General features: G+C 45.0%; 13 protein-coding genes. 4 read left to right on the forward strand and 9 right to left on the reverse strand.

What is annotated here, in order from left to right; genetic code table 11:
• Window positions 1-38: 38 nt before the first annotated feature.
• Window positions 39-953, reverse strand: a complete 915-nt coding sequence (locus tag DYB02_RS22435; RefSeq protein WP_005457535.1) for a chemotaxis protein — start codon at window positions 951-953, stop codon at window positions 39-41.
• Window positions 954-1,203: 250 nt separating this feature from the next.
• Between DYB02_RS22435 and ppiC the strand changes: the two genes are divergently transcribed.
• Together ppiC and DYB02_RS22445 are read left to right on the forward strand one after the other, a co-directional pair.
• Window positions 1,204-1,497: a peptidylprolyl isomerase PpiC gene (gene ppiC / locus DYB02_RS22440; protein WP_079722410.1), complete on the forward strand. Its 294-nt coding sequence runs from the start codon at window positions 1,204-1,206 to the stop codon at window positions 1,495-1,497.
• Between the two features lie 537 nt (window positions 1,498-2,034).
• Window positions 2,035-3,492, forward strand: coding sequence for a DUF3360 domain-containing protein (locus DYB02_RS22445; protein WP_017447905.1), 1,458 nt, complete (start codon window positions 2,035-2,037; stop codon window positions 3,490-3,492).
• A gap of 365 nt (window positions 3,493-3,857) precedes the next feature.
• Here the strand turns inward: DYB02_RS22445 and DYB02_RS22450 are convergent, their stop codons facing one another.
• Entirely contained in the window at window positions 3,858-7,376 is a 3,519-nt protein-coding gene (locus DYB02_RS22450) for an AAA domain-containing protein (protein ID WP_029845666.1), read from the reverse strand.
• 817 nt (window positions 7,377-8,193) lie between these two features.
• Between DYB02_RS22450 and DYB02_RS22455 the strand changes: the two genes are divergently transcribed.
• Window positions 8,194-10,098, forward strand: a complete 1,905-nt coding sequence (locus DYB02_RS22455; protein ID WP_029806319.1) for a S8 family serine peptidase — start codon at window positions 8,194-8,196, stop codon at window positions 10,096-10,098.
• 91 nt (window positions 10,099-10,189) lie between these two features.
• Here the strand turns inward: DYB02_RS22455 and DYB02_RS22460 are convergent, their stop codons facing one another.
• Both DYB02_RS22460 and ati1 read right to left on the reverse strand, forming a co-directional pair.
• Window positions 10,190-11,683, reverse strand: a complete 1,494-nt coding sequence (locus DYB02_RS22460; protein WP_029806317.1) for a VPA0450 family T3SS effector inositol phosphatase — start codon at window positions 11,681-11,683, stop codon at window positions 10,190-10,192.
• Window positions 11,684-11,723: 40 nt separating this feature from the next.
• The gene (gene ati1, locus DYB02_RS22465; protein ID WP_029806315.1) at window positions 11,724-12,173 is read right to left on the reverse strand and encodes an Ati1 family type III secretion system chaperone; all 450 of its coding nucleotides are present in this window, start codon (window positions 12,171-12,173) and stop codon (window positions 11,724-11,726) included.
• A 246-nt stretch (window positions 12,174-12,419) separates the two neighbouring features.
• Between ati1 and DYB02_RS22470 the strand changes: the two genes are divergently transcribed.
• Window positions 12,420-12,950 (forward strand): cytochrome b, encoded by a 531-nt coding sequence (locus tag DYB02_RS22470; protein ID WP_041953148.1) that lies wholly within the window; start codon window positions 12,420-12,422, stop codon window positions 12,948-12,950.
• Window positions 12,951-13,075: 125 nt separating this feature from the next.
• Here DYB02_RS22470 and katG read toward each other — a convergent pair whose 3' ends face one another.
• The 5 genes from katG to DYB02_RS22500 form a co-directional block, all read right to left on the reverse strand.
• A complete protein-coding gene (gene katG / locus DYB02_RS22475) occupies window positions 13,076-15,241 on the reverse strand; it encodes a catalase/peroxidase HPI (RefSeq protein ID WP_029805778.1) in 2,166 nt (721 codons plus the stop codon).
• 127 nt (window positions 15,242-15,368) lie between these two features.
• Window positions 15,369-15,839 (reverse strand): Dps family protein, encoded by a 471-nt coding sequence (locus tag DYB02_RS22480; RefSeq protein ID WP_029805772.1) that lies wholly within the window; start codon window positions 15,837-15,839, stop codon window positions 15,369-15,371.
• A 238-nt stretch (window positions 15,840-16,077) separates the two neighbouring features.
• On the reverse strand, window positions 16,078-16,968 hold the full coding sequence (locus DYB02_RS22490; RefSeq protein WP_029805769.1) for a hydrogen peroxide-inducible genes activator: 891 nt from the start codon (window positions 16,966-16,968) through the stop codon (window positions 16,078-16,080).
• 114 nt (window positions 16,969-17,082) lie between these two features.
• Entirely contained in the window at window positions 17,083-17,958 is an 876-nt protein-coding gene (locus tag DYB02_RS22495) for a hypothetical protein (RefSeq protein ID WP_029805768.1), read from the reverse strand.
• Window positions 17,959-18,215: 257 nt separating this feature from the next.
• The gene (locus DYB02_RS22500) at window positions 18,216-19,196 is read right to left on the reverse strand and encodes a hypothetical protein (protein ID WP_029805767.1); all 981 of its coding nucleotides are present in this window, start codon (window positions 19,194-19,196) and stop codon (window positions 18,216-18,218) included.
• Between the last annotated feature and the right edge of the window lie 359 nt (window positions 19,197-19,555).

Below are 19,555 nucleotides of genomic sequence, written 5' to 3' on the forward strand. Positions count from 1 at the left end.
GAGTGAACACAAAGCCACATATTATGTTCAGTTAAACGTTAAGAAGCCATGGCATTGGCTTCTAGCTCTTTTGCCCCGCGGAGCATAGCTTCGATGAGCTCACCAGCATTAAACTTTTCTAACGCTTCGTGAGCGCCAACTTGATGCGCTCTATCGACACAAATCTCACTCGACAGTGAAGTATGTAGAATGCGGTACGAGTGATTAAGAGCTGAGTCATTTTGCACTTCAAACGCTAACTCGTAACCATCCAACCCCGGCATTTCAATATCACTGACCAGAATATCTATTGGGCGGTTTGCTTCTGCCTCATTTTTCATCAACTGCAGTGCATCTGAGCCATTTTTACAAATTTGATAGGAGATATTGATGCTATCTAGCGCGTCACTTAATTGCTTACGCGCAATTGATGAGTCATCCACCAACAAGATATTCAGTGCTTTGAGGCGTTCACGCTCTACATCCGTCAGCATCGGGATATTCGCGTTTTCATACTGCGGATAAATTTTAGAAAGCAGTAGCTCGACATCGAGCATTTGAACTGTTTGATCGCCATAACGAGTGATACCCGTCACGAAGATGTTTTTTCCAGCGCTTGCTGGTGGCGTTTCAATGGCTTTCCAATCGCATTCGATGATCTTCTCTATGCTACGAACCATAAACGCAACCACAGTGCGTAAACAGTCGGTCACGATGAGGTAGCAGTTTTTGTATTCTTCTTGCGTAATTGGACGAAAGCCAACCGCAGCTGACATGTCGATAACAGGAACGGTGAGATCACGAATGGTCACCGTACCAATCACATGGTGATGGGAATACGGGATTTTTGTGGTTGGCATGTAGGGTACAATTTCACGAACTTTAAGTGTCCCTATTGCGAAGTTTTGTTGCAGGGTGAGCTTAAACATCAACATACCCTGAGATTGATTCGCCTTACTAACGACTTTTGCCATGAAATAACCTTATAAATGCCACCGATTTGTGTCTAATCATATCTTATAAAGCGACAGCTTCAACCGTATAGGAAGTAAATGTGAGCTTTTTAAGCAATCTCTTTATAAATCGAGGTCAATATTACCCGTGTTGCACTGGTTTTCATCACCTAGCCAAGTGTTTTTGGGGCAAGCCATGGCCTAAAATGGGTTAGGTGGAGAAATGTTTGGCGCAAACCAGTGTATTCGGTAAACTTGCGCCACCAGAATAGTGAGAGATAAACACATGGCAAACACAGCAGCCGCATTGCACATTCTTGTTAAGCACAAAGAACAAGCTGAAGACATCATCAAGCAACTGAAAAAAGGCGCTAAATTCCAAACACTAGCGAAAAAGTATTCAACTTGCCCGTCTGGCAAACGTGGTGGTGACCTCGGTGAGTTCCGTCGCGGTCAAATGGTGCCTCAATTCGACAAAGTTTGTTTTTCTGGTGAAGTGTTAACTCCGCACTTAGTCAAAACAAAATTTGGCTGGCATGTGGTCAAGGTTCTCTACAGAACATAGCCTCTACCCAGAGCTCATGAGCTGACTTTCGAGTTTCTCGAACGCCAGTACATACGAGCAGAAATCATGGTAAGCACGAATTGGCTTACCATGATTCACTTATTCTTGCCCAAAATCATTCAGAGTCAGAAACTCTATTTAGTTCCTTTCACACGATTACTTCTAATGGCTTCAAGCTGACTGCAAATAGACAACGTACCTCAATAGCAACCATTACGTTCCCAAAAAATTTAGTCTTTAACAAACATAAGTTGGAGCGACGACCGTTCTCCCTTTGGCTTACCTTGAGAAAACAACTCATACGAGATCAACGCACACTAACGCATTGTTAAATTAATGTTTAATAAGTGAGAGTTTTGTTGCTCTTTTACTAATGTCTAATATTCCTATCGATAGCAACACATGCTTAATAAGTGCAAATCAATAAAGGTGCTCGATAGCAGCTAGGATGTGGTCTCGTATTGGTCGAAGGTTTGTGTACCTCGCGAAACTCTAGTTGAGATGGTTCAGCTTTGAAACGTAAAAAAGGATAACTCAATGTCTGACTCAAGTAAGACTTTTTACAGGGATGTGCGCAAGAAACCGCATGAATTTGAAAGCCGAGAAGACTTTCTAAACCATGATTTAACCGTCATGAGCTTTCGTCGCTGGGGTATTCATTTGCCATCGCGTGATTACAGTATTGAAATCGAAGATTGGGTACCAGCGTTAGCCGCCACCATAGGAAAAGTTGTTATGGTGACCGCCATGGTTGCGGCCTTTGCTGCTCAATTCGGCTTATCTCCGGAGTTCGTTGCAGAAAACGTGCGTTACGAACTGCTTATTGCAGGTGCTCTGTTCGTTATCCTGTTTTCCGCCATCCTAAACCCGAACGCAAACTTAGCCGGTACTCATGGCCCAATGATACCGCTGATTCCTATGATTGCCGCCGCTGGCGGGCATCCTCTGGCTCTCGGTTTGATGGTCTGTGCTTTTGGTTTAATTCTCGCTTTTACTAAAGGCGGTTCAAAACTTATGACCCTGACTGGCATTGGGGTTAGAGGTGGGTTGTTGATCTACCTTGGCGCAGTAGGATTGATCGGACAAATCAATAAGACAGAAGCGTGGGCTGCAAGTACCGACCAAGGTTATATCTCATTTGTGGTCATTGGTCTAACGGTTATGGTTTATGCCTACTTAGCCAAAATCAACAAACGTTGGTTGGCTATCCCACTGTGTTCTGCGCTAGCGGGTATTGTCGCTTACGCGATGGGGGCTGAGTTTGCTTTTACCACGGAGCCGGGCCTGCCTAATTTCAGTCCATTCTACTGGTGGGGTGAAGATACCGGCTGGCAACTAGGCTGGCCAACGTTAGAGCACTTTATTGCTGTTACGCCATTTGCTCTATTAGCCGTCGCTATGTGGTCTCCTGACTACCTTGGGCATCGAGTTTTTCAAGAACTTAACTACCCAAAAGAAGCGAAAGGCGTACTAATGGATGTCGACGATACGATGGTCGGCGCGTCTATTCGTCAGGGGGTTGGTTCACTACTAGGTGGCGGCAACTTAGCCTCTTCTTGGGGTACGTACATGATTCCAGCCGCAATTGCCAAACGTCCTATTCCTGGCGGTGCGCTGTTAACTGGCTTAATGTGTATTGCGGCCGCGGTAATTGGTTACCCAATGGATCTCGCGATGTGGGAACCAGTTCTACGCGTTGCGTTGATTGTCGGCGTGTTCTTACCACTTCTTGAAGCAGGTATGCAGATGATCCATAAGCATAAAGATTCACTCAGTGCGGGTATCTGTATTTTTGCTTGTGCATTCGTTAACCCAGTGTTCGGCTGGGCTATAACTATGCTGCTGGATAACCTCGGACTTATCGGTGACCATGAGCGCGCTAACGAACTATCAGGTAAAGATAAATACCTGATCCCTGGCGTGGCCTTTATCATTTGCGCTGGTTCCCTTGCTGTCGTTGGTCAGCTTCCGGGTATTCCCGCTCTAATTAGCTAATAGACTCTCGTTCACACTCTACTCTTGTCCAAAGTCCATCGGATATTAGATAAGATTATTGGTTCACTTCTTTAGTGCTGAGTTAAACTCGATAAAGAGGGGGAAGCCAATTTTCACTTCAGTGCCATAGTCATTCGGAAATGGGGACTTGATGTTGATGTAACTGGTTTATGCCCCATTGTCATTTTCGCTCATAAAATCGCTTGCTCTTCTAGTTCCAAATTTTCCCCAATAAAATTCATCTGAAAGGAATGCAACTCACTTCGTAATTGCTAATTAAAAATGATTAATTAGCAATTACCTGTCTGAGGGTATGCTGAAAATGATTTTGAGTCACTTCGGGACAAAAGAGTGACGCTTTGTGTCTACGTCACGGGCTGCTTGTTTGTGTTGCAGCTTCGGCTATTTAAGAAGTCGAGTTGAGTTTTGATCTCCTTCTCTAACTCACCGACATAGATTAATGATGTCTCGATATTAGCGTATTTTCCGCTTCTGCTTGCACTAAACCAATTGAATGACCCCACCGCCATATACCGATCATCAGCAAAAACGCTTTTACTATGGACACCATTTATCACATTGATAACGATACCAAGCTGTTCCAAGGTCGCGCAGCAATGTTGAAACGCTTTTACTTTATTAGTATCCGGGTGGTTTGCGACCGTGGTATTGAAATGTCTGTCGGTGTGTATGGTTATCTGGACACCTTTGTGCAGTGCTGTTTTTAGTAGTTCTAACTGACCAGTTGATTGCAGTTTGTCTAGCAGTAACCAAGGCGAGACGATATCTATTTTTCGTTGTACTTCCCTCAGCAGTTTTGATAAGAACGCATCGTGCTCTTCGGCATTGGTTAGCAGTTTCGGATGGCCGCATATTTGTAATAAATCGGGGCGTTGACCAACACTAAACTCAAGCTCATTTCGCTCGTCAGTGAAGAGATACTTGGCGAGTAATCCTCGTGGAGAAGATGATGGCGCAGCTTCAATGATATCCAAATCACCAAACACCAAGAATGCATCTTTGGCTCGAGAGACAGCGACGTTGAGCATTGACGGATCCATATCGATAAACCCGCCATCGTTGTGTCTGGTGTACACCTGGGAAAAAATAATGATTTTGCGTTCAGCACCTTGAAGAGAGTGAACGGTGCCAACGGTTAGTTGGTCATCCCCCTTGCCTGCTTTGATATCGAACTCACCACACGCGGTCTTGATCTGGTTCACTTGAGCTGAAAATGGAGTAATGATACCCACACACTTGGCCAGTGGCTCGCCGTAGTAATTCTCTATTTCAACCTTATTGGCATGTAGCCATGCAGCGATAGTTTCTGCTTCTAACTTATTGCGTCGGCTGCCGCTAAATGATTCCGCGATACCGTCGACGTGCAAATGACTGAAAGGGGAGTAGAGGCTATCTTCGGTCGCTTGTCCTCGCTTGGGGATCAGGATACCTTGATAGCAAAGGTCATTGCAGTATGAGATTAATTCATCGTAGCAGCGTCTATGTTCTTGCAAAAACATTCCAGGCTCAGCTTCCGGCATATAATGAAAGCGGCTTGCTTGTTGCGCTACATGCATCACACTGCCAGTTACTACACTTCGGCCAGCCTCTTGAATGGCTGTGTATTCATCATCAGAGTTGATGACTTTATGCTGCTTTAAATTACCTCGATCGATTGATGAACTCACATTTCTAATTGGCGGGATTTGGTAAATATCACCAATCACCAAGGCTTTTTTGGCAAGTGCGAATGAGGCCGCGGCAACTTCTGGAGCTACTTGGCCTGCTTCATCAACGATCAAAAGGTCGATTTCATTAAGCAGATATTCAGTTTCAAATTCATTATTCCCAACGTGAGACTGGTAAGTCATATGAGAAGGCAGAGAATGGAACGTTGATACAATGCAAGGAGTGATCATCATTCGGCGTTGCCAGCGAGGACGAACCGTTTTCAAACCTGTTTTCCGGGCCTGCTTGTTCAACTCTTGACCCAAATCTCGGCAATTGAGCAGCCAGCATGCTTCCCAGTAATGGACCGCTAAGCGGAACATTCGAAAACGGGTCGTGATATCTAAAACCGAATCGATGTCAGTCAGTTGTGGAATAGTTTGCTCTGGAGAGTCTTCAGTAAAGTTATTGATAGAATCAAGCCAATTCAGTTGTGATTGCTCAAACTCTTGATACTGCTCTAGCCAAGATTGATACCGATTTTTTTGATCATCAAAATCGTCTTTTTTACTAGAAAATACTTGCTTGAGTAGGCTCTCAAATCGGTCTGATGACAGATTTTCAATTTGCTCTTCATCGTGCTCAATAAGGTTATACATGAAACTCCTGCGCTGGAGTTCAAGTTTATTCTTAATTGGCGGTAACCACTTAAACAGAGTTAACCATGTAGATTCATTGCCGAGGTAGCTTCGCCACGCAGTTAACTGTTCTTTGGCGTTATCTTTCAATGCTTGCGCATTAGAAACGGCTTGTTGTTGATCTGCCAATGTTTGTTGGGGATTGTTCCCCAGCCGAGAATGGATGTCATTTAGTTGGCGGTTGTAGTGATGCCAATTGTTTTGGATGTGATCTAACTGGTTTTGATGTTGGCGCAATTCGGCAAGGAGATACGCTTTAACTTGCGTTACATCAGCAAAATTCTGTTGTGGAAACGCCTGTTTTGCTCTATCCAAATAATGCGCTTGGGCTTGATCGAGAAAATCCAACTGCTCGACTTTTTCATAGAAATGCTTAGTTTGGTAACTTTTGGCTGCTTCCAATTCTCCATACGCCGATGGCAGGTAGCCACCATAGCTAAAAATGTCGGGCAACCATCGGCCTGATAGTTCGTCGTCGCCTTCATCGAAGTCTTTACCAAAGGCATCAATGATGTTGGTTACTGCTTGATTATTAGTCGATGCCGCAATGATTAGCGGCGGCTGACTCTCTTTTAGCGCAGATTCAATCCACAGTGATGCGACTACAGATAGAACAAACGTTGTTTTACCTGTGCCAGGAGGACCATTTACCGCAAGAATATCGCCTTCTTGCATGGCTAAGGTATGGGTCAAGGCATCGCATTGCGCTTTAGTTAGCGGGAATTGACTATTTGAGTGGCCAAAACGCGAATGCACTGTCTGAGATACTTCAATACATTCATCGTGGTTGGTTACTGTTTTTGCCGCGTAACTATCAAGCAGAGGCAAGGCTGTGCTTGAATTGCTCAGGTTATCGTACAGTTTTAAAATATGCCTTGAAGCTCCCAAGCACTCGCTGATTTTGTTGACTAAGCCACGACTTTCAATGTGTTCGTAGAACTGCTTGATTCGGTTTCTATCGCAGTAATCGGCAAATAGTTTTTGGGTGAGTCCGTAGTAGTTGTGCCAATCTTTTTGATGGTTCTGATACTGTTCTTCTTGTTCGAATTTGGCTGGAATACTTTCAGTAGACTGCGCTGGAATTTCATTTGTTGTTAGGAATTCATCGAGCTTATCGACGTCAGCGATAGTAAAGGTGTCATTTCCTTGAGGAGCAAGCAAATCACGAGGTATGAATGGCGTGGTGTTGGGAAATAGTAGTCCTTCACGATTGACCCATAAAGAGCAGACAATTGGTGTCAGTACACCAGGCATATTGCCGCTGTAATCTTTCCCATGAACTTTCCGAAGATAATAGGTGACCGGTCGATGATGAATTTGTACGGCGGTTAGGGTATCTGCTTCATTGCGAAACAGATCTTCTAGCAATGTAGAATCAGGTTTAAGCTTACCTTCTTTGAACTCGTCGGTTGTCGTTCGCACATAATTTTTCAGGTCTTGCTTTTTTAATGCACCTTTCGCGCTATCGGCATCGGCAAGAGAATTACGCCAATAGTGAATCCAGCCCTGATTATTCATACCCGGTCCTTGAAATTTTTGCGATAAGCATGTGATTTTAGTCGAATATCCCCTTGCCAAGGGAGTGTTTTTTGTTAGAACTTTGAACAATTTCTTACTTGTCGATCTTTTAGTCATTCGGATGATGACTATTCGAGCCGTCGAAGAATTGGGGCAGGGGTATTAAAGTCTATTTCTCCTAATGTTATATGAATTTAATGATTAATTATGTGAATGTTTGGCTGCTGGTGACTTATGCATGTATAAACAACTAAAATGTTGTTTTTATGCTGATGGACAACTTTTAAGTTGTATTGGTGGCTTCTGGAAGTTATCGCAAACATCGCACTTGTTGGGCAGGTCAAATCCAGAGCATTGCTGCGTGATTAGTGCGTGAGGTACACGTTTGTCTGTTCTTCACAGCTAAATCAGAACACTTTTGCATTTATATTCATCTTAGATTTAGGTAATTGATGAAACCGCAATAAAAAACTAATGTGCTTGGAGTAATCGTTAGCTGCAGACCTAACTGATTTCTGTCCAAAAATGCGTTTAGAACGCTCTTCTCTTCCCAAATTTATGTGGTTACAGTGTTTTACCGACCAGAAACATTTTTCTGTTTTTTCAAAGAACATAATTAACCCCCGCCCATTTCCTCACCGTTGCTATCGGTCTATTGCATGCCTTAGATGCCTTCCTTACTGGTAAATTTGTCAGTAGACTTCTATTCTAAGCTAAAAGGTTTTGATGGGGGCTGAGCCGTACCCGCTGCCGTTTCATCTGGCAAATGGAGTTCCTCAGTCAAGGAAGGGACTTATCCAACACGGAGTATAGTGCCATGCATCATTCATTATCCTTGCCGATTTTATTGTTGTCGTCTGCGGTTGTGCAGGCGGCGGTTCCAGAAAGCCTTGCTATACCGCAGGCTTACCTCGATAGTCATCCTCATCCCGTTCATACAGCTCCACCTCCGGCTTATGCCGTGGATCGTATTCTCGTTAAATTCCGTCCCGGTGCAGCGGCGTCTGACGTAGGGGAGTTGATGCGTGAGAGCAGAGCCAAATCGCTCAAAGTCATTTCCGGCATTGATGTGCATGTTTTGCAAGTACCCGTTGGAACAGTGGAAGCGCAGTTAGCCCGTTTTAACCAGAACCCGAATGTGTTGTATGCAGAACCTGATATCAACCACATTGTTCAGTATGTTCCAAATGAAGGTCTCGGTGGAAGTATCTATGCTAGTGACTACTTTTCTGAGCAGTGGGCGCTCAATAATACTGGGCAAGTACATTCTACCGTGGTGAATGACCCACTATTTGGTCCGTATCTGGATGAGGCCTCTGGCTTGCCTGGTGCAGATATCAATGCTCCCGAAGCTTGGGATATGACGAAAGGTAGTTCTGCCGTCAAGATAGCAATTCTCGATTCCGGTATTGATTGTCGTATGGCAGGGGATAGCGTGAGTAGCATTGAGTTCGGGAACGGAAAATGTGTTGAGCAGCAGAAGTTCGTCACCGATTATCAAAGTGATACGTTAGAGGACGTGGTTGGACACGGCACCCATGTCGCAGGTATTGCGGCGGCTCAGACAGATAACGGTATTGGTATTGCTGGGGTCGGTTTTAACAGTTCTGTTGGCAACTTGAAGACGTGCTACGAATATCTGATTTATAGCTGCGACCCATTTTTTGGCTGCTTCCTTATCGCTGCGACGGGGGTATGCCCGCTATCTTCCTCCATTGATGCGATCACCTATGCTGCCGATAACGGCTACCACGTGATTAACATGAGTTATGGCTCTGATGAAATCGATGAAGAGGGCAACCCGATTAGCTTAGTCGGTTATAGCCAAGCGGAAAATGATGCCGTTAACTACGCTTGGGGGAAAGGCGTGTTGTTAGTGAGCGCAGCAGGGAACGCCGGAGACCCGATAAAGAACTACCCCGCAGCTTATGACAACGTGATTGCCGTAGGTGCGACGGATGACGATGACAATCGTGCCAGTTTTTCTACTTTCGGTAGCGATTGGGTGTCGCTAATGGCACCCGGTGACAGTATTCTCTCAACGATGCCAAATGAGCAGTGTGGCACCTTCGATTACGATAATGACGCCTGTCTGCATTGGCAGTCGGGTACATCAATGGCCAGCCCTCATGTTGCTGGCGCAGCTGCGTTACTTTGGGCATACAAATATGCGGATCAGTTATCCGATCCTGCGACTTGCCAAGATGCCTCTGGCGTACCTTGTAACCAGATGATTCGTATGATGTTGGAACAGGGAGCGGATCCAATAGGGGCTGATGGGCAAGACTTACAGAGCATCTCTCAATACGGACGACTTAATTTGGTGGGAGCTCTGACTGCAACACCTTCGGAACCGCCACCGCCTCCTCCTCTAGTCGTTAAGGCACCAGAAGCTCTTTCCATCTCGATCACCAATAGTATTGTCTTTCTCACTTGGGACTATTTGGGGGATCAAGATGCCATTGCAGGCTTTAGAGTCGAACGCGAGAGTTGGAATGCAAAACGTAATCGATGGCAAAGCGTAAGCAGTTGGGATGTTCTCGACCCTACGGCCACGATGTTTGAAGATTCCAGTGCCAATGGCGAAGTACATTATCGTGTTGGCACCATTCAGCAAAGCGATGGTTCTTTGTTCTGGAGTGGATGGAGCGATAACATCACGGTTGCTGGTTCTGGTGGTGGTAAGGGCGGCGGAAAAGGTGGAGGCAAGCCGAACAAATGAACGCCATGAAAAAGGCCCGAGAAGAGGGCCTTTTTGTGTTTTTAACTTTCTATGTTTTCAATATCGAACAGAGATAAATACGGCACTGTGGCTAAAGATTTGCCACGAATTGTTTATTAAACTCAGCGTTTACTTTATCGCTTAGCTGTTCGTATTTTTCGCTCAACGCAATTTGCTGCGCTTGTAGATGAGTTGGGTTCTTAGCAAGATCAGAGGCATGAAGTTGGCTCATCTCCTCCATAAAGCCGCTAGTTAGCTGGCTGAAGATCGCGTCTTTACCGATAATAAAGCTCGCAAAATTCTCTTTCACGAATGCTTGTTCATTCGGGTTTAAGTTTTCTAAACCCAGACGTGCTTGGTTAGCAGAGGTCACATCATCAAACGTTGCGTTAGCTGGGTTCGTGCCTGGCTTCAGATAGGCGGCATCATTTTTAAAGTCATTGGCATTTTGAGTAAACGCGTTTTCAATCAACTTTTGAGAAAAGCTTCTGACTTCGAATGTTGACTGCACTGGCTTATGGTCGCTGACATTCTCAAAACCATCAGTGATAACACTGGTTTGGTGGTTCTGTAAGTTGCCCGTTTTGTTGGTTACACCAGTGTTATCCAGCTCACCGAAGTCAGGGCGATCTCGGCCTTCTTTCTGCTTAATATTGCCAGTGTGCTTATCTAGCTGCATGTAAGTATGGCTATCGAGTGGTTTGAACTTAAAGCCATGTTTCGCTAAGTGCGTATCATCGTGGGCAATTGGGTCGTACAGCACATCAGAGCCTTCAGCAACGCGCTTCTCACGTTCATTGAGATCGCCAGTGATCAGAACTTCCTCATTTGGATTAATGCCTTCCATCAACTTGTTGCCTTCGAACTCACGTTTGACTTCTTTGTTGGAATCCAGGTGTGCAGAAATGACGTTTAAAGGTTGTCCATTGATCTCCAAAGCTGTTTTCACGCCGCCTTTATTACCCGTGATGCCCATGAAGAATTCCATGTTTCGTCCACCGATGCCGTGACGATATTCAGACTCATTTTTCACGTTAATATCGACGCCATCTTTCGCAAAAACAGACATCGAAGTGTAGCTGACACCTTCACCAAGCCCTTTGGTCATGACTTTCATTTTGTTTTGGCTAAGCAGGTTCATGCCATCGAGTTCTAGGTCGTTAGCAAGCAATTTCGATTCTTGTTCGGCAAATAAGACCACATCATAGTCACCCTTTTGGATAAGGTTTTGGAAGTAGTTCTTCGTCTCTTCAGGCATCTTTTGGTTGGCTTGGTTGTACGTTAACGTCAGGACTTTAACGTTGCCGTTGTTCTCTTTTTTGTGCAGTTGTTGGTTCATCAAGTTCAGCTTTAAGTCGCTGTTTTTCGATGAATCTGTTTTGCTAAAAAAGCGATTAAAAAAGCTGCGATTTTCTTTTTGTTTGAGGCTAATTTCACCATCATTGCTTTTGGTAACGCTGTATTCTTTACCAAATACAGAGCCAAATTTAACGGTATCGCCTTCTTTCGCATTGGTTTTGATATTTTGAATATCTGCGAGGTCTAAATTACCTCGATGTTGACTATTAATTTGAATTGTCGACATAAAATAAACTCATTTCTAAACATGGTCGTTTTTAGCGGGATTAAATGAAAATCCCAGCAGGTAATTGTTCTGGAATTGCTGCTTCGTTATCGGTTTGTTCAATGAAGAGGTGCCACTGCTCAATTTTTTCTAGCAGTTGTTGGAATGTGTTTTGAACATAACTTTGAGGCTTATTAGCTAAAGAAATAACCTTATAAACGGTCAGTCTGCGGCTATCCGGCATTAAACCAACACCGAAACCACCTCGAAATGGTTCTAGCGCGTGTTCACCGATTGCAATTGCGATGGCTTCTGGCAGAGGTGTTGGCAACTCAACAGGGCTGGTCAACGACATGTGCAAATTGATGGTGGTTTCGTTCTTAAATATGGTTAAGAAATGCGCTTCATCATGGTCATTTGTATTCGATGATAGTTCGCATTGAAATAATCCGTTTGCATCGAAGTTCGCGTCGTTACCTAAAAAACTGATGCTTTCTTGGTAGATATCCATTGTTTTCCCCTCAATCTAAAAATTTATTATGGTTATTACTCATTTTGGGAAAGAGTATAAGAGTGAGGGTGTGGAAGGATATTGAGTATGGGCGTAAGTTTTTATTTTTATCGTATCAACACGGACCACAACTAGAGGGCGGCGACCTGTTTAGTTCGTCTGAGAGTGGTTTGTCTGAATAAAGTATTCATCTTTTATTCATGGCTCATGTGAAGAATAACCATGTCTTTTACATGGAGAAAGAAGATGGACGCGAAAACGAACAATGCAATCTCAAAATCAATGATGTTTTTCCATTGGGTTATCGGGCTTGGAATGATTGCGGTACTCATTTCTGGTCTAGTTATGGATGATGAATCAAACAACTTACTTTTTAATGCTCACATGTCATTCGGACTTTTAGTCTTAGCCTTGAGCGTGCCTAGGTTAGTTGGGAGACTCATTGCGGGTATGCCAAAACCTATGACTGAAAGAAGTAAATTTGAGTCTATCGCGGCGGCTGTGGTTATGTACTCTCTTTTGGCCTTAACTGTGGTGTTGCCTTTGTCTGGCATCGCGGTTTCTGTAGGAGAAGGGTACGGCCTGAGCCTGTTTGGTTTTGAATTAGTGAGTTCTGGCAGAGAAATACACATGCTGAAAGAGTTGGGCGAGGGGATCCACGAGCTTAGTGGTGAAGCGTTGTTGCCATTCCTATTGGTTTTGCACCTTGGTGCCAGCTTTATGCATCACTTTATTAAGCAGGACGGAACGTTGCTGAGAATGTTGGGCAAAGCTTGATAAGACAAAACAAGAATGTGCTTCGAAAGTTTCTGAGCAACAAAATGGCAGGTAGGTGATACCTGCCATTTTTATATAAGCGAAAGGATGTCTAATTGTTAAATTATGCTTCGCTTTGGATGATATCAAAATCGGTCGGCGTTCATCACTTTGGTCCACGCGGCGACAAAGTCTTCAACGAATTTTCCTGCGTTGTCATCTTGTGCATACAGCTCGGCATAGGCTCTGAGTATTGAGTTTGAGCCGAAGACAAGATCGACGCGGGTCGCTGTCCATTTTACATCTTTGGAGCGACGGCTACGGATTTCGTAAAGGTTTTCGCCAACGGGTTCCCACGTGTACTTCATGTCGGTTAGGTTAATGAAAAAATCGTTGGTAAGTTGGCCGACTCGGTCTGTGAACACACCGTGTTTGCTACCGCCATGATTTGTGCCAAGAACGCGCATCCCTCCGACGAGCACCGTCATTTCAGCGGCAGTTAACCCCATCAATTGGGTGCGATCCAACAGCATTTCTTCTGGTGTTACAACGTAGTTTTGTTTGAGCCAGTTTCGATACCCATCGTGCAACGGTTCTAACACCTCGAAAGACTCAACATCCGTCATCTCCTGTGTTGCGTCGCCACGTCCTGGAAGGAACGGCACAGTGACGTTAACACCCGCAGCGCTGGCGGCTTTCTCAATACCGACGTTACCTGCTAATACGATCACATCAGCGACGCTAGCTCCCGTATCTTTCGCGATGCTTTCCAACACCGGTAGTACTCGGGCTAGCCGCTCTGGCTCGTTACCTTGCCAGTCTTTTTGTGGTGCTAAGCGAATACGAGCGCCGTTTGCGCCACCACGTTTGTCAGACTGACGGAACGTGCGTGCACTGTCCCAAGCGGTTGTGACCATGTCACTGACCGATAACCCACTGGTTGTGATTTTGGCTTTTACCGCGTTCACATCGTAGTTTGCGTTGCCGTGAGGAACCGGATCTTGCCAGATGAGGTCTTCTTGCGGGACATCAGGGCCGATGTAGCGAGCCTTAGGTCCCATGTCTCTGTGCGTTAATTTAAACCAAGCCCGAGCAAAGGTGTTGGCGAAATAGGCCGGGTCGCTATGGAAGCGTTCTGAGATTTTGCGATACTCCGGATCCATCTTCATCGCCATATCGGCGTCTGTCATGATTGGGTTATGCCGAACGTTAGGGTTTTCAGGATCGACCGGTTTGTCTTCCTCTTTAATGTCGATAGGTTCCCATTGCCATGCGCCGGCTGGGCTTTTTTTCAGTTCCCAATCGTAATTTAACAGCAGATGAAAATAGCCGTTATCCCATTGCGTTGGCTGGCTTGTCCATGCGCCTTCAATCCCACTGGTGACCGCGTTGTTGCCTACGCCGCGGGTTGTCTTGTTTAACCAACCTAATCCTTGGTCGTGAATGTCGGCACCTTCTGGCTCTGGGCCTAAATTGGCTGCATCACCGTTACCATGCGCTTTACCTACGGTGTGGCCACCAGCGGTTAGGGCAACGGTTTCTTCATCATTCATTGCCATTCGAGCGAACGTAACTCGTACGTCGTGCGCGGTTTTGAGTGGATCCGGCTGTCCATCGACGCCTTCTGGATTGACATAAATTAAGCCCATCATCACAGCGGCGAGTGGGTTCTCTAAATCCCGTTCACCTGAGTAGCGACTGTTAGGGTTGTTGGTAGGTGCCAGCCATTCTTTTTCTGAGCCCCAATAAATGTCCTTTTCTGGGTGCCAGATGTCTTCGCGCCCAAATCCGAAGCCGAACGTTTTCAACCCCATGGATTCATAAGCCATCGTACCGGCATACGCAATGAGATCGGCCCAGCTCAGTTGGTTGCCATATTTTTTCTTAATCGGCCAAAGGATACGTCTTGCTTTGTCGAGATTAGCGTTATCTGGCCATGAATTTAGCGGGGCAAAACGTAAATTACCGGTGCCCGCACCGCCGCGACCATCTGCGATTCGATAAGTCCCTGCCGCATGCCATGACATACGAATCATCAAGCCGCCATAATGTCCCCAGTCAGCAGGCCACCATTCTTGGCTATCGGTCATTAGTGCGATGAGGTCTTGTTTGAGTGCAGCGAAATCGAGTTTTTTGACTTCTTCTTGGTAATCAAAATCACTCGGCATTGGATTCGTTTTAGCGTCGTGTTGATGCAAAATATCGAGGTTGAGCGACTTCGGCCACCAGTTCTTTTCTGTTCTGTCATTGGTGGTCATGGAGCCATGCATTACGGGGCATTTGCCTGCGGAATGCGCTTTTTCTTGTGTCATGTTAATTCTCCCATTCTTGCGTTTTGCGAGTGCTAGTCGGTACAACTGGTGAACAAACACGGGCATCCGTTATTAATTACTGATGTTTTTAATACAGAGCATTATCCTTAGGTCGTTTCGCTCGGCGTTATTTCTGCAGCGATCGTAACATCCATGCTGTTTTTTCATGGATGCGCATTCTGTCCGACACCAACGCCACGCTAGATTCGTCATCCGCTTGTTGGGCTAGCTTTAACACTTTACGTGCGGTCTTTACGACTTGTTCGTGATTGTGTGTGAGTATGTCGACCATTTCCGTCGCGCTCGGAACGCATTCAACCTCTTCAATTACACTGAGTTTGGCGAACTCTTTAAACGTGCCGGGTGCGGGAACGTCCAGTGTGCGTATGCGCTCGGCAATCTCGTCTACAGCCGTCGCAAGTTCGGTGTAGTGTTCTTCGAACATGAGATGCAGTTCTCTGAAGTTTGGGCCTTCCACATTCCAGTGGAAGTTGTGCGTTTGCAGATAGAGCGTGTAAGAATCTGCCAAGAGCTGCTTCAAGCCCTCTGCGGTGCTTAATCGGTGCTCTCTATCAATGCCGATATCGATGTGCGTCATGCTAGCTTCCTTCATTCCATCTGGTTTCACGACTTTTTGTAAGCCGTCAGCAAACAACTAAAAAAAGTATTGGATAGATGTTCTGATTTGTAAAAATGATAAAAATGAATGTAACGTTCGGAAATTTTGATTACTGAATGGAAGGCGTTGTCTATAGCAAATACCAACGCCCACAAAGCACACAAAGCACACCGAGGTAACGGCGCGCCGCTGGGTTTAAACGATTTTGATTTCGAGATTATTTGAGAGATTGCTTTGCGATACGGGAAAGCGCTTCGAGACTGGAAACGTCCACATAGTTTGGGCGAAACACGAGGGCTATTCTGCGGTGAGGGCCGGGCTCATTTAAATGCACTGCCGATAATACTGGGTAGTGCGTGACGAGCTGTTCCAGTGCCATTTCCGGGATCAAGGTTGTGCCCATTCCACTCATTACCATTTGAATTAACGTGTTTAGGCTGGTGGCACGGTATTCCTGATTGGCGGTTTGTTCAGAGAGGCGGCAGGCATCCAAAATATGATCTTTGAGGCAGTGGCCTTCTTTAAGCAGCATGAGGTTGGTTTCTTGTAGTTCTTCGGACGTAATGCTGCTTTTGTCTGTGTGCATTTGCCCATCGAGCGCGACCCAGTAAAAGTCTTCTTGCCAAAACTCTAACGTTAACAAGCCGTCACAAGGGTAGGGGATGGCCAGCACGGCCGCGTCAATCTCACCGCTGTGAACCATGTCGACAAGGACATGCGACTGTTCTTCGACGATGTCTATTTTCGCGTTGGGGTACTGCTCTTTTAAGGTGAGTAACAACTTTGGCAGAAGATAAGGTGCAATGGTAGGGATCATGCCAATGGACAACGGAAAGCAAAAAGGTTCGCCGCAACTGTGGTCGAGGTGTGCCATGTCTTCTAGTTGAAGCATAATGTTGCTGGCTTTGTCCAAAACCTCACGACCAAGTGGCGTGACGAGCACTTTTTTATTGTCCCGCTCAAAAATCTTAATGCCTAGCTGACGCTCCAGTTCACTGACGCCTGTGCTCAACGTTGATTGGCGAACATGACACAAATCTGCTGCTTTACGAAAATGCAGCGTTTTTGAGACAGCCAAGGCATAAGATAATTGTTTTATCGATAGCATAGCGTTTATCCATCCGTTGAGTCTTCTCGCCGTTCAAACTTCTCGTTCTAATGATCAAGCTTAGAAGATGGCTTTTTGTTGTTCGAATTTCCCTAACGTTGTTCCTGCCTTTATCTACCATCCTTTCGCTCGGCATTGCCGTTCGATTCTGAGCGCGACTTGTTGTACTTGGTGATCAAGATAATCGGTCGAGCTCACCATTTGTCGCATGTCTTCAACAAAATGAGCGGGGCGAATCATCCGCAAAGTGTTTTCGTTTTTGCAAATAAAGTCGACACGCGGAATGCCAAGTTCATCCTCGTATTCAATGATGTAAGTTGCGGCGGTTTGGTGATTAAGTTGTGTGTTGAGTTCGAACATCCAATTGAGATACTGCTCTTCAATCCAACTTGAATAGTGCTGCTGGAAATAGTTTTTAAGTGATTGATAGTTAGCACTATTGAAATGGTGATATGTATTTCGTACTGCCGATTGCGGCTCACTTGTCGTTGGTGTGTACAGTTCTATGGGTAATTGATAGGGGTAGCGATCGTGGCTCCAATCTTCGATCACCGATTTAACGTGATTCAAAATGTAGTGCAGGGCACTGAACAATCTCGCATAAACGAGGCGAGACCCGTAGAACAGGCGTAAATGTTCACCATTGTATTGATTGATGTAATTGAGCGGAATTTTATAATTCACGCTCAAGTCGTCTTCATTAGTTGCAGTGACCGGATCATTACTTTGCAACAACCAGTGTTGGTGCTTGCGCCAAAAGGCAATGTCGGCCGATAGCATGTCCGGCCAAGCGGTGATCGGGAGGTGCGAACGATGGGGGTCACTAAAAGATATGAGGTCGTTACCCTCACCGTGCAGTTTTTGTAAATCGCTATTGAGCTGATAAATCGTGTTAGGGTCAGCTTGCTGCCATAGGCGCTGCTTTTCTTCTTCACTATTACTTTCTAAGTACCCAGGCAGATAACGTTCATAAAGTCGTTCTTCTAACATAACTACTCTCTGAAAAGGCATCTGTTGATAGAAAGTATATACGCAGAAATGGGAAGCACAGTTCTTTACGATGTCTCATGAAGCCGATAAAAGCTCTGGATGAGATCGTGACGAATGCACCTCCTAAGTGCTTGATGAGCAACGTTGTGCTTATCTCGATTATGATAAATGAGCTTGTAGTCAATAAGTTGGTTGTTTATCGGGCAGGGCAATATTTTCAGCTTTAGGGCGTTCTAGTAATCAACGCGTAAAGTCGTTCAAACTGCCGTTGTCACCACCACAAACCGCTCATCTTGTCCCCATCTTGGTTCCGCATTCATTAAATTGAGCTCCAACGCCGTTTGGTATGGGTCAACGTCAAAATGGTTGCTTACTAAACCCCAGAGCATCCAGTTGATTGCGGTTTCATTCTCGGTAAGCTCTTCGAGTGGCGCTCGGAGGAAAAAGTATTCATCCAAGCCATCGTCACCAAGACTGCCATAGATAATGTTACGTAGCTCTCGATCCAAATCATGTTGGAGATTGATTGAGTCGTACAGTTGTTCTTCTGTTGGGCCATTCTCATGGCGATAAACATTGCGTTTTGACTCTTTGCATAAAGTACCTGAGCCTGTTTCAATACTTACGTTTTTTTGCGAGTGTTGTTCTAGTGCTTGGATAATTTCATTCTCTAATTGGGCGAGTTTACTCAGCAAAATTTGATCATCGATGTTGTGCTCGTGAGTAGTCATTTTTTGAAAAGCCTTTACTCTCTCATAGACTGAATTCCCGTGAGTAAGAGCTGCAAAGCACTGCTCTCTGAGTGCTTCATTGGCTTGCCAAATGCCTGAGTAGAGCCCGTAGTCATATCGATACGGTGGAAGATCTTCAGTATCTTCGCCTAATATTTCTCTCCAGTGCCTTTGCCACTTTTCATTTTTTTCTTGTTTTACACTTGCGTATTGGCTAACCCAATGGTTACGAAGTGTTATGCCTAAAATGGCAAGAGGCCATGGAGCGAGCAAGTAAAAATAATAGTGAGAAGAGTTATCCCAAAAGTAACCGTAAATATAAATACTAAATGCAATCACCCAAGTTCCCATAGTGCAAACAGTAATCCCTGACATTATCGATGATTGGCGTTTTGTTTCTCTTAATGTATTACCTTCCGCACATAACCAAAAAATGCCGCCAAAAACAAAGGCAAACGTCATTAATAAGTAAGCAAGCCCCGCTCCTAAAAATCCCCAAAGTGACATGGTTTCTGATCCTTTTAAGTCCCACTTCTTTCTGGTGTGATGGAAGGGGATATGTAGTCCTAGTTCAGTGCCGTGATTTGCTCGATGCAGGTTTTACTCTCATTGATATTACGTTTCGACAAAAAAGGATGATGTCATTATGCAATAGAGTATTAGGCACGACGTGTGGCGAGAATTTACCATCATCCATTGCTTTCATATATGTGTTTTGATGCTTATTTGGTTCATGTCTCATAATGAAAACTCGTTTTCAATGGTTCTCAGTTGAGCTAATAACTAACTTTTTGGTCTGGTGCGATAAATTTCATTTTTTGAGTCACTTTTGACTCATGTTGACTTATTTAGAAAAAGGTAAATTA

Origin of the sequence: Vibrio parahaemolyticus, from assembly GCF_900460535.1 — a bacterium.
Classification (GTDB): domain Bacteria; phylum Pseudomonadota; class Gammaproteobacteria; order Enterobacterales; family Vibrionaceae; genus Vibrio; species Vibrio parahaemolyticus.

Bases quoted from the DNA above. Each gene is read 5' to 3' on its own strand.
- DYB02_RS22450 (WP_029845666.1), bottom strand. From the start codon at position 7,376: ATGAATAATCAGGGCTGGATTCACTATTGGCGTAATTCTCTTGCCGAT.
- DYB02_RS22490 (WP_029805769.1), bottom strand. From the start codon at position 16,968: ATGCTATCGATAAAACAATTATCTTATGCCTTGGCTGTCTCAAAAACG.
- katG (WP_029805778.1), bottom strand. From the start codon at position 15,241: ATGACACAAGAAAAAGCGCATTCCGCAGGCAAATGCCCCGTAATGCAT.
- DYB02_RS22480 (WP_029805772.1), bottom strand. From the start codon at position 15,839: ATGACGCACATCGATATCGGCATTGATAGAGAGCACCGATTAAGCACC.
- ati1 (WP_029806315.1), bottom strand. From the start codon at position 12,173: ATGGATATCTACCAAGAAAGCATCAGTTTTTTAGGTAACGACGCGAAC.
- DYB02_RS22455 (WP_029806319.1), top strand. From the start codon at position 8,194: ATGCATCATTCATTATCCTTGCCGATTTTATTGTTGTCGTCTGCGGTT.
- DYB02_RS22460 (WP_029806317.1), bottom strand. From the start codon at position 11,683: ATGTCGACAATTCAAATTAATAGTCAACATCGAGGTAATTTAGACCTC.
- DYB02_RS22500 (WP_029805767.1), bottom strand. From the start codon at position 19,196: ATGTCACTTTGGGGATTTTTAGGAGCGGGGCTTGCTTACTTATTAATG.
- DYB02_RS22435 (WP_005457535.1), bottom strand. From the start codon at position 953: ATGGCAAAAGTCGTTAGTAAGGCGAATCAATCTCAGGGTATGTTGATG.
- DYB02_RS22445 (WP_017447905.1), top strand. From the start codon at position 2,035: ATGTCTGACTCAAGTAAGACTTTTTACAGGGATGTGCGCAAGAAACCG.
- DYB02_RS22495 (WP_029805768.1), bottom strand. From the start codon at position 17,958: ATGTTAGAAGAACGACTTTATGAACGTTATCTGCCTGGGTACTTAGAA.
- DYB02_RS22470 (WP_041953148.1), top strand. From the start codon at position 12,420: ATGGACGCGAAAACGAACAATGCAATCTCAAAATCAATGATGTTTTTC.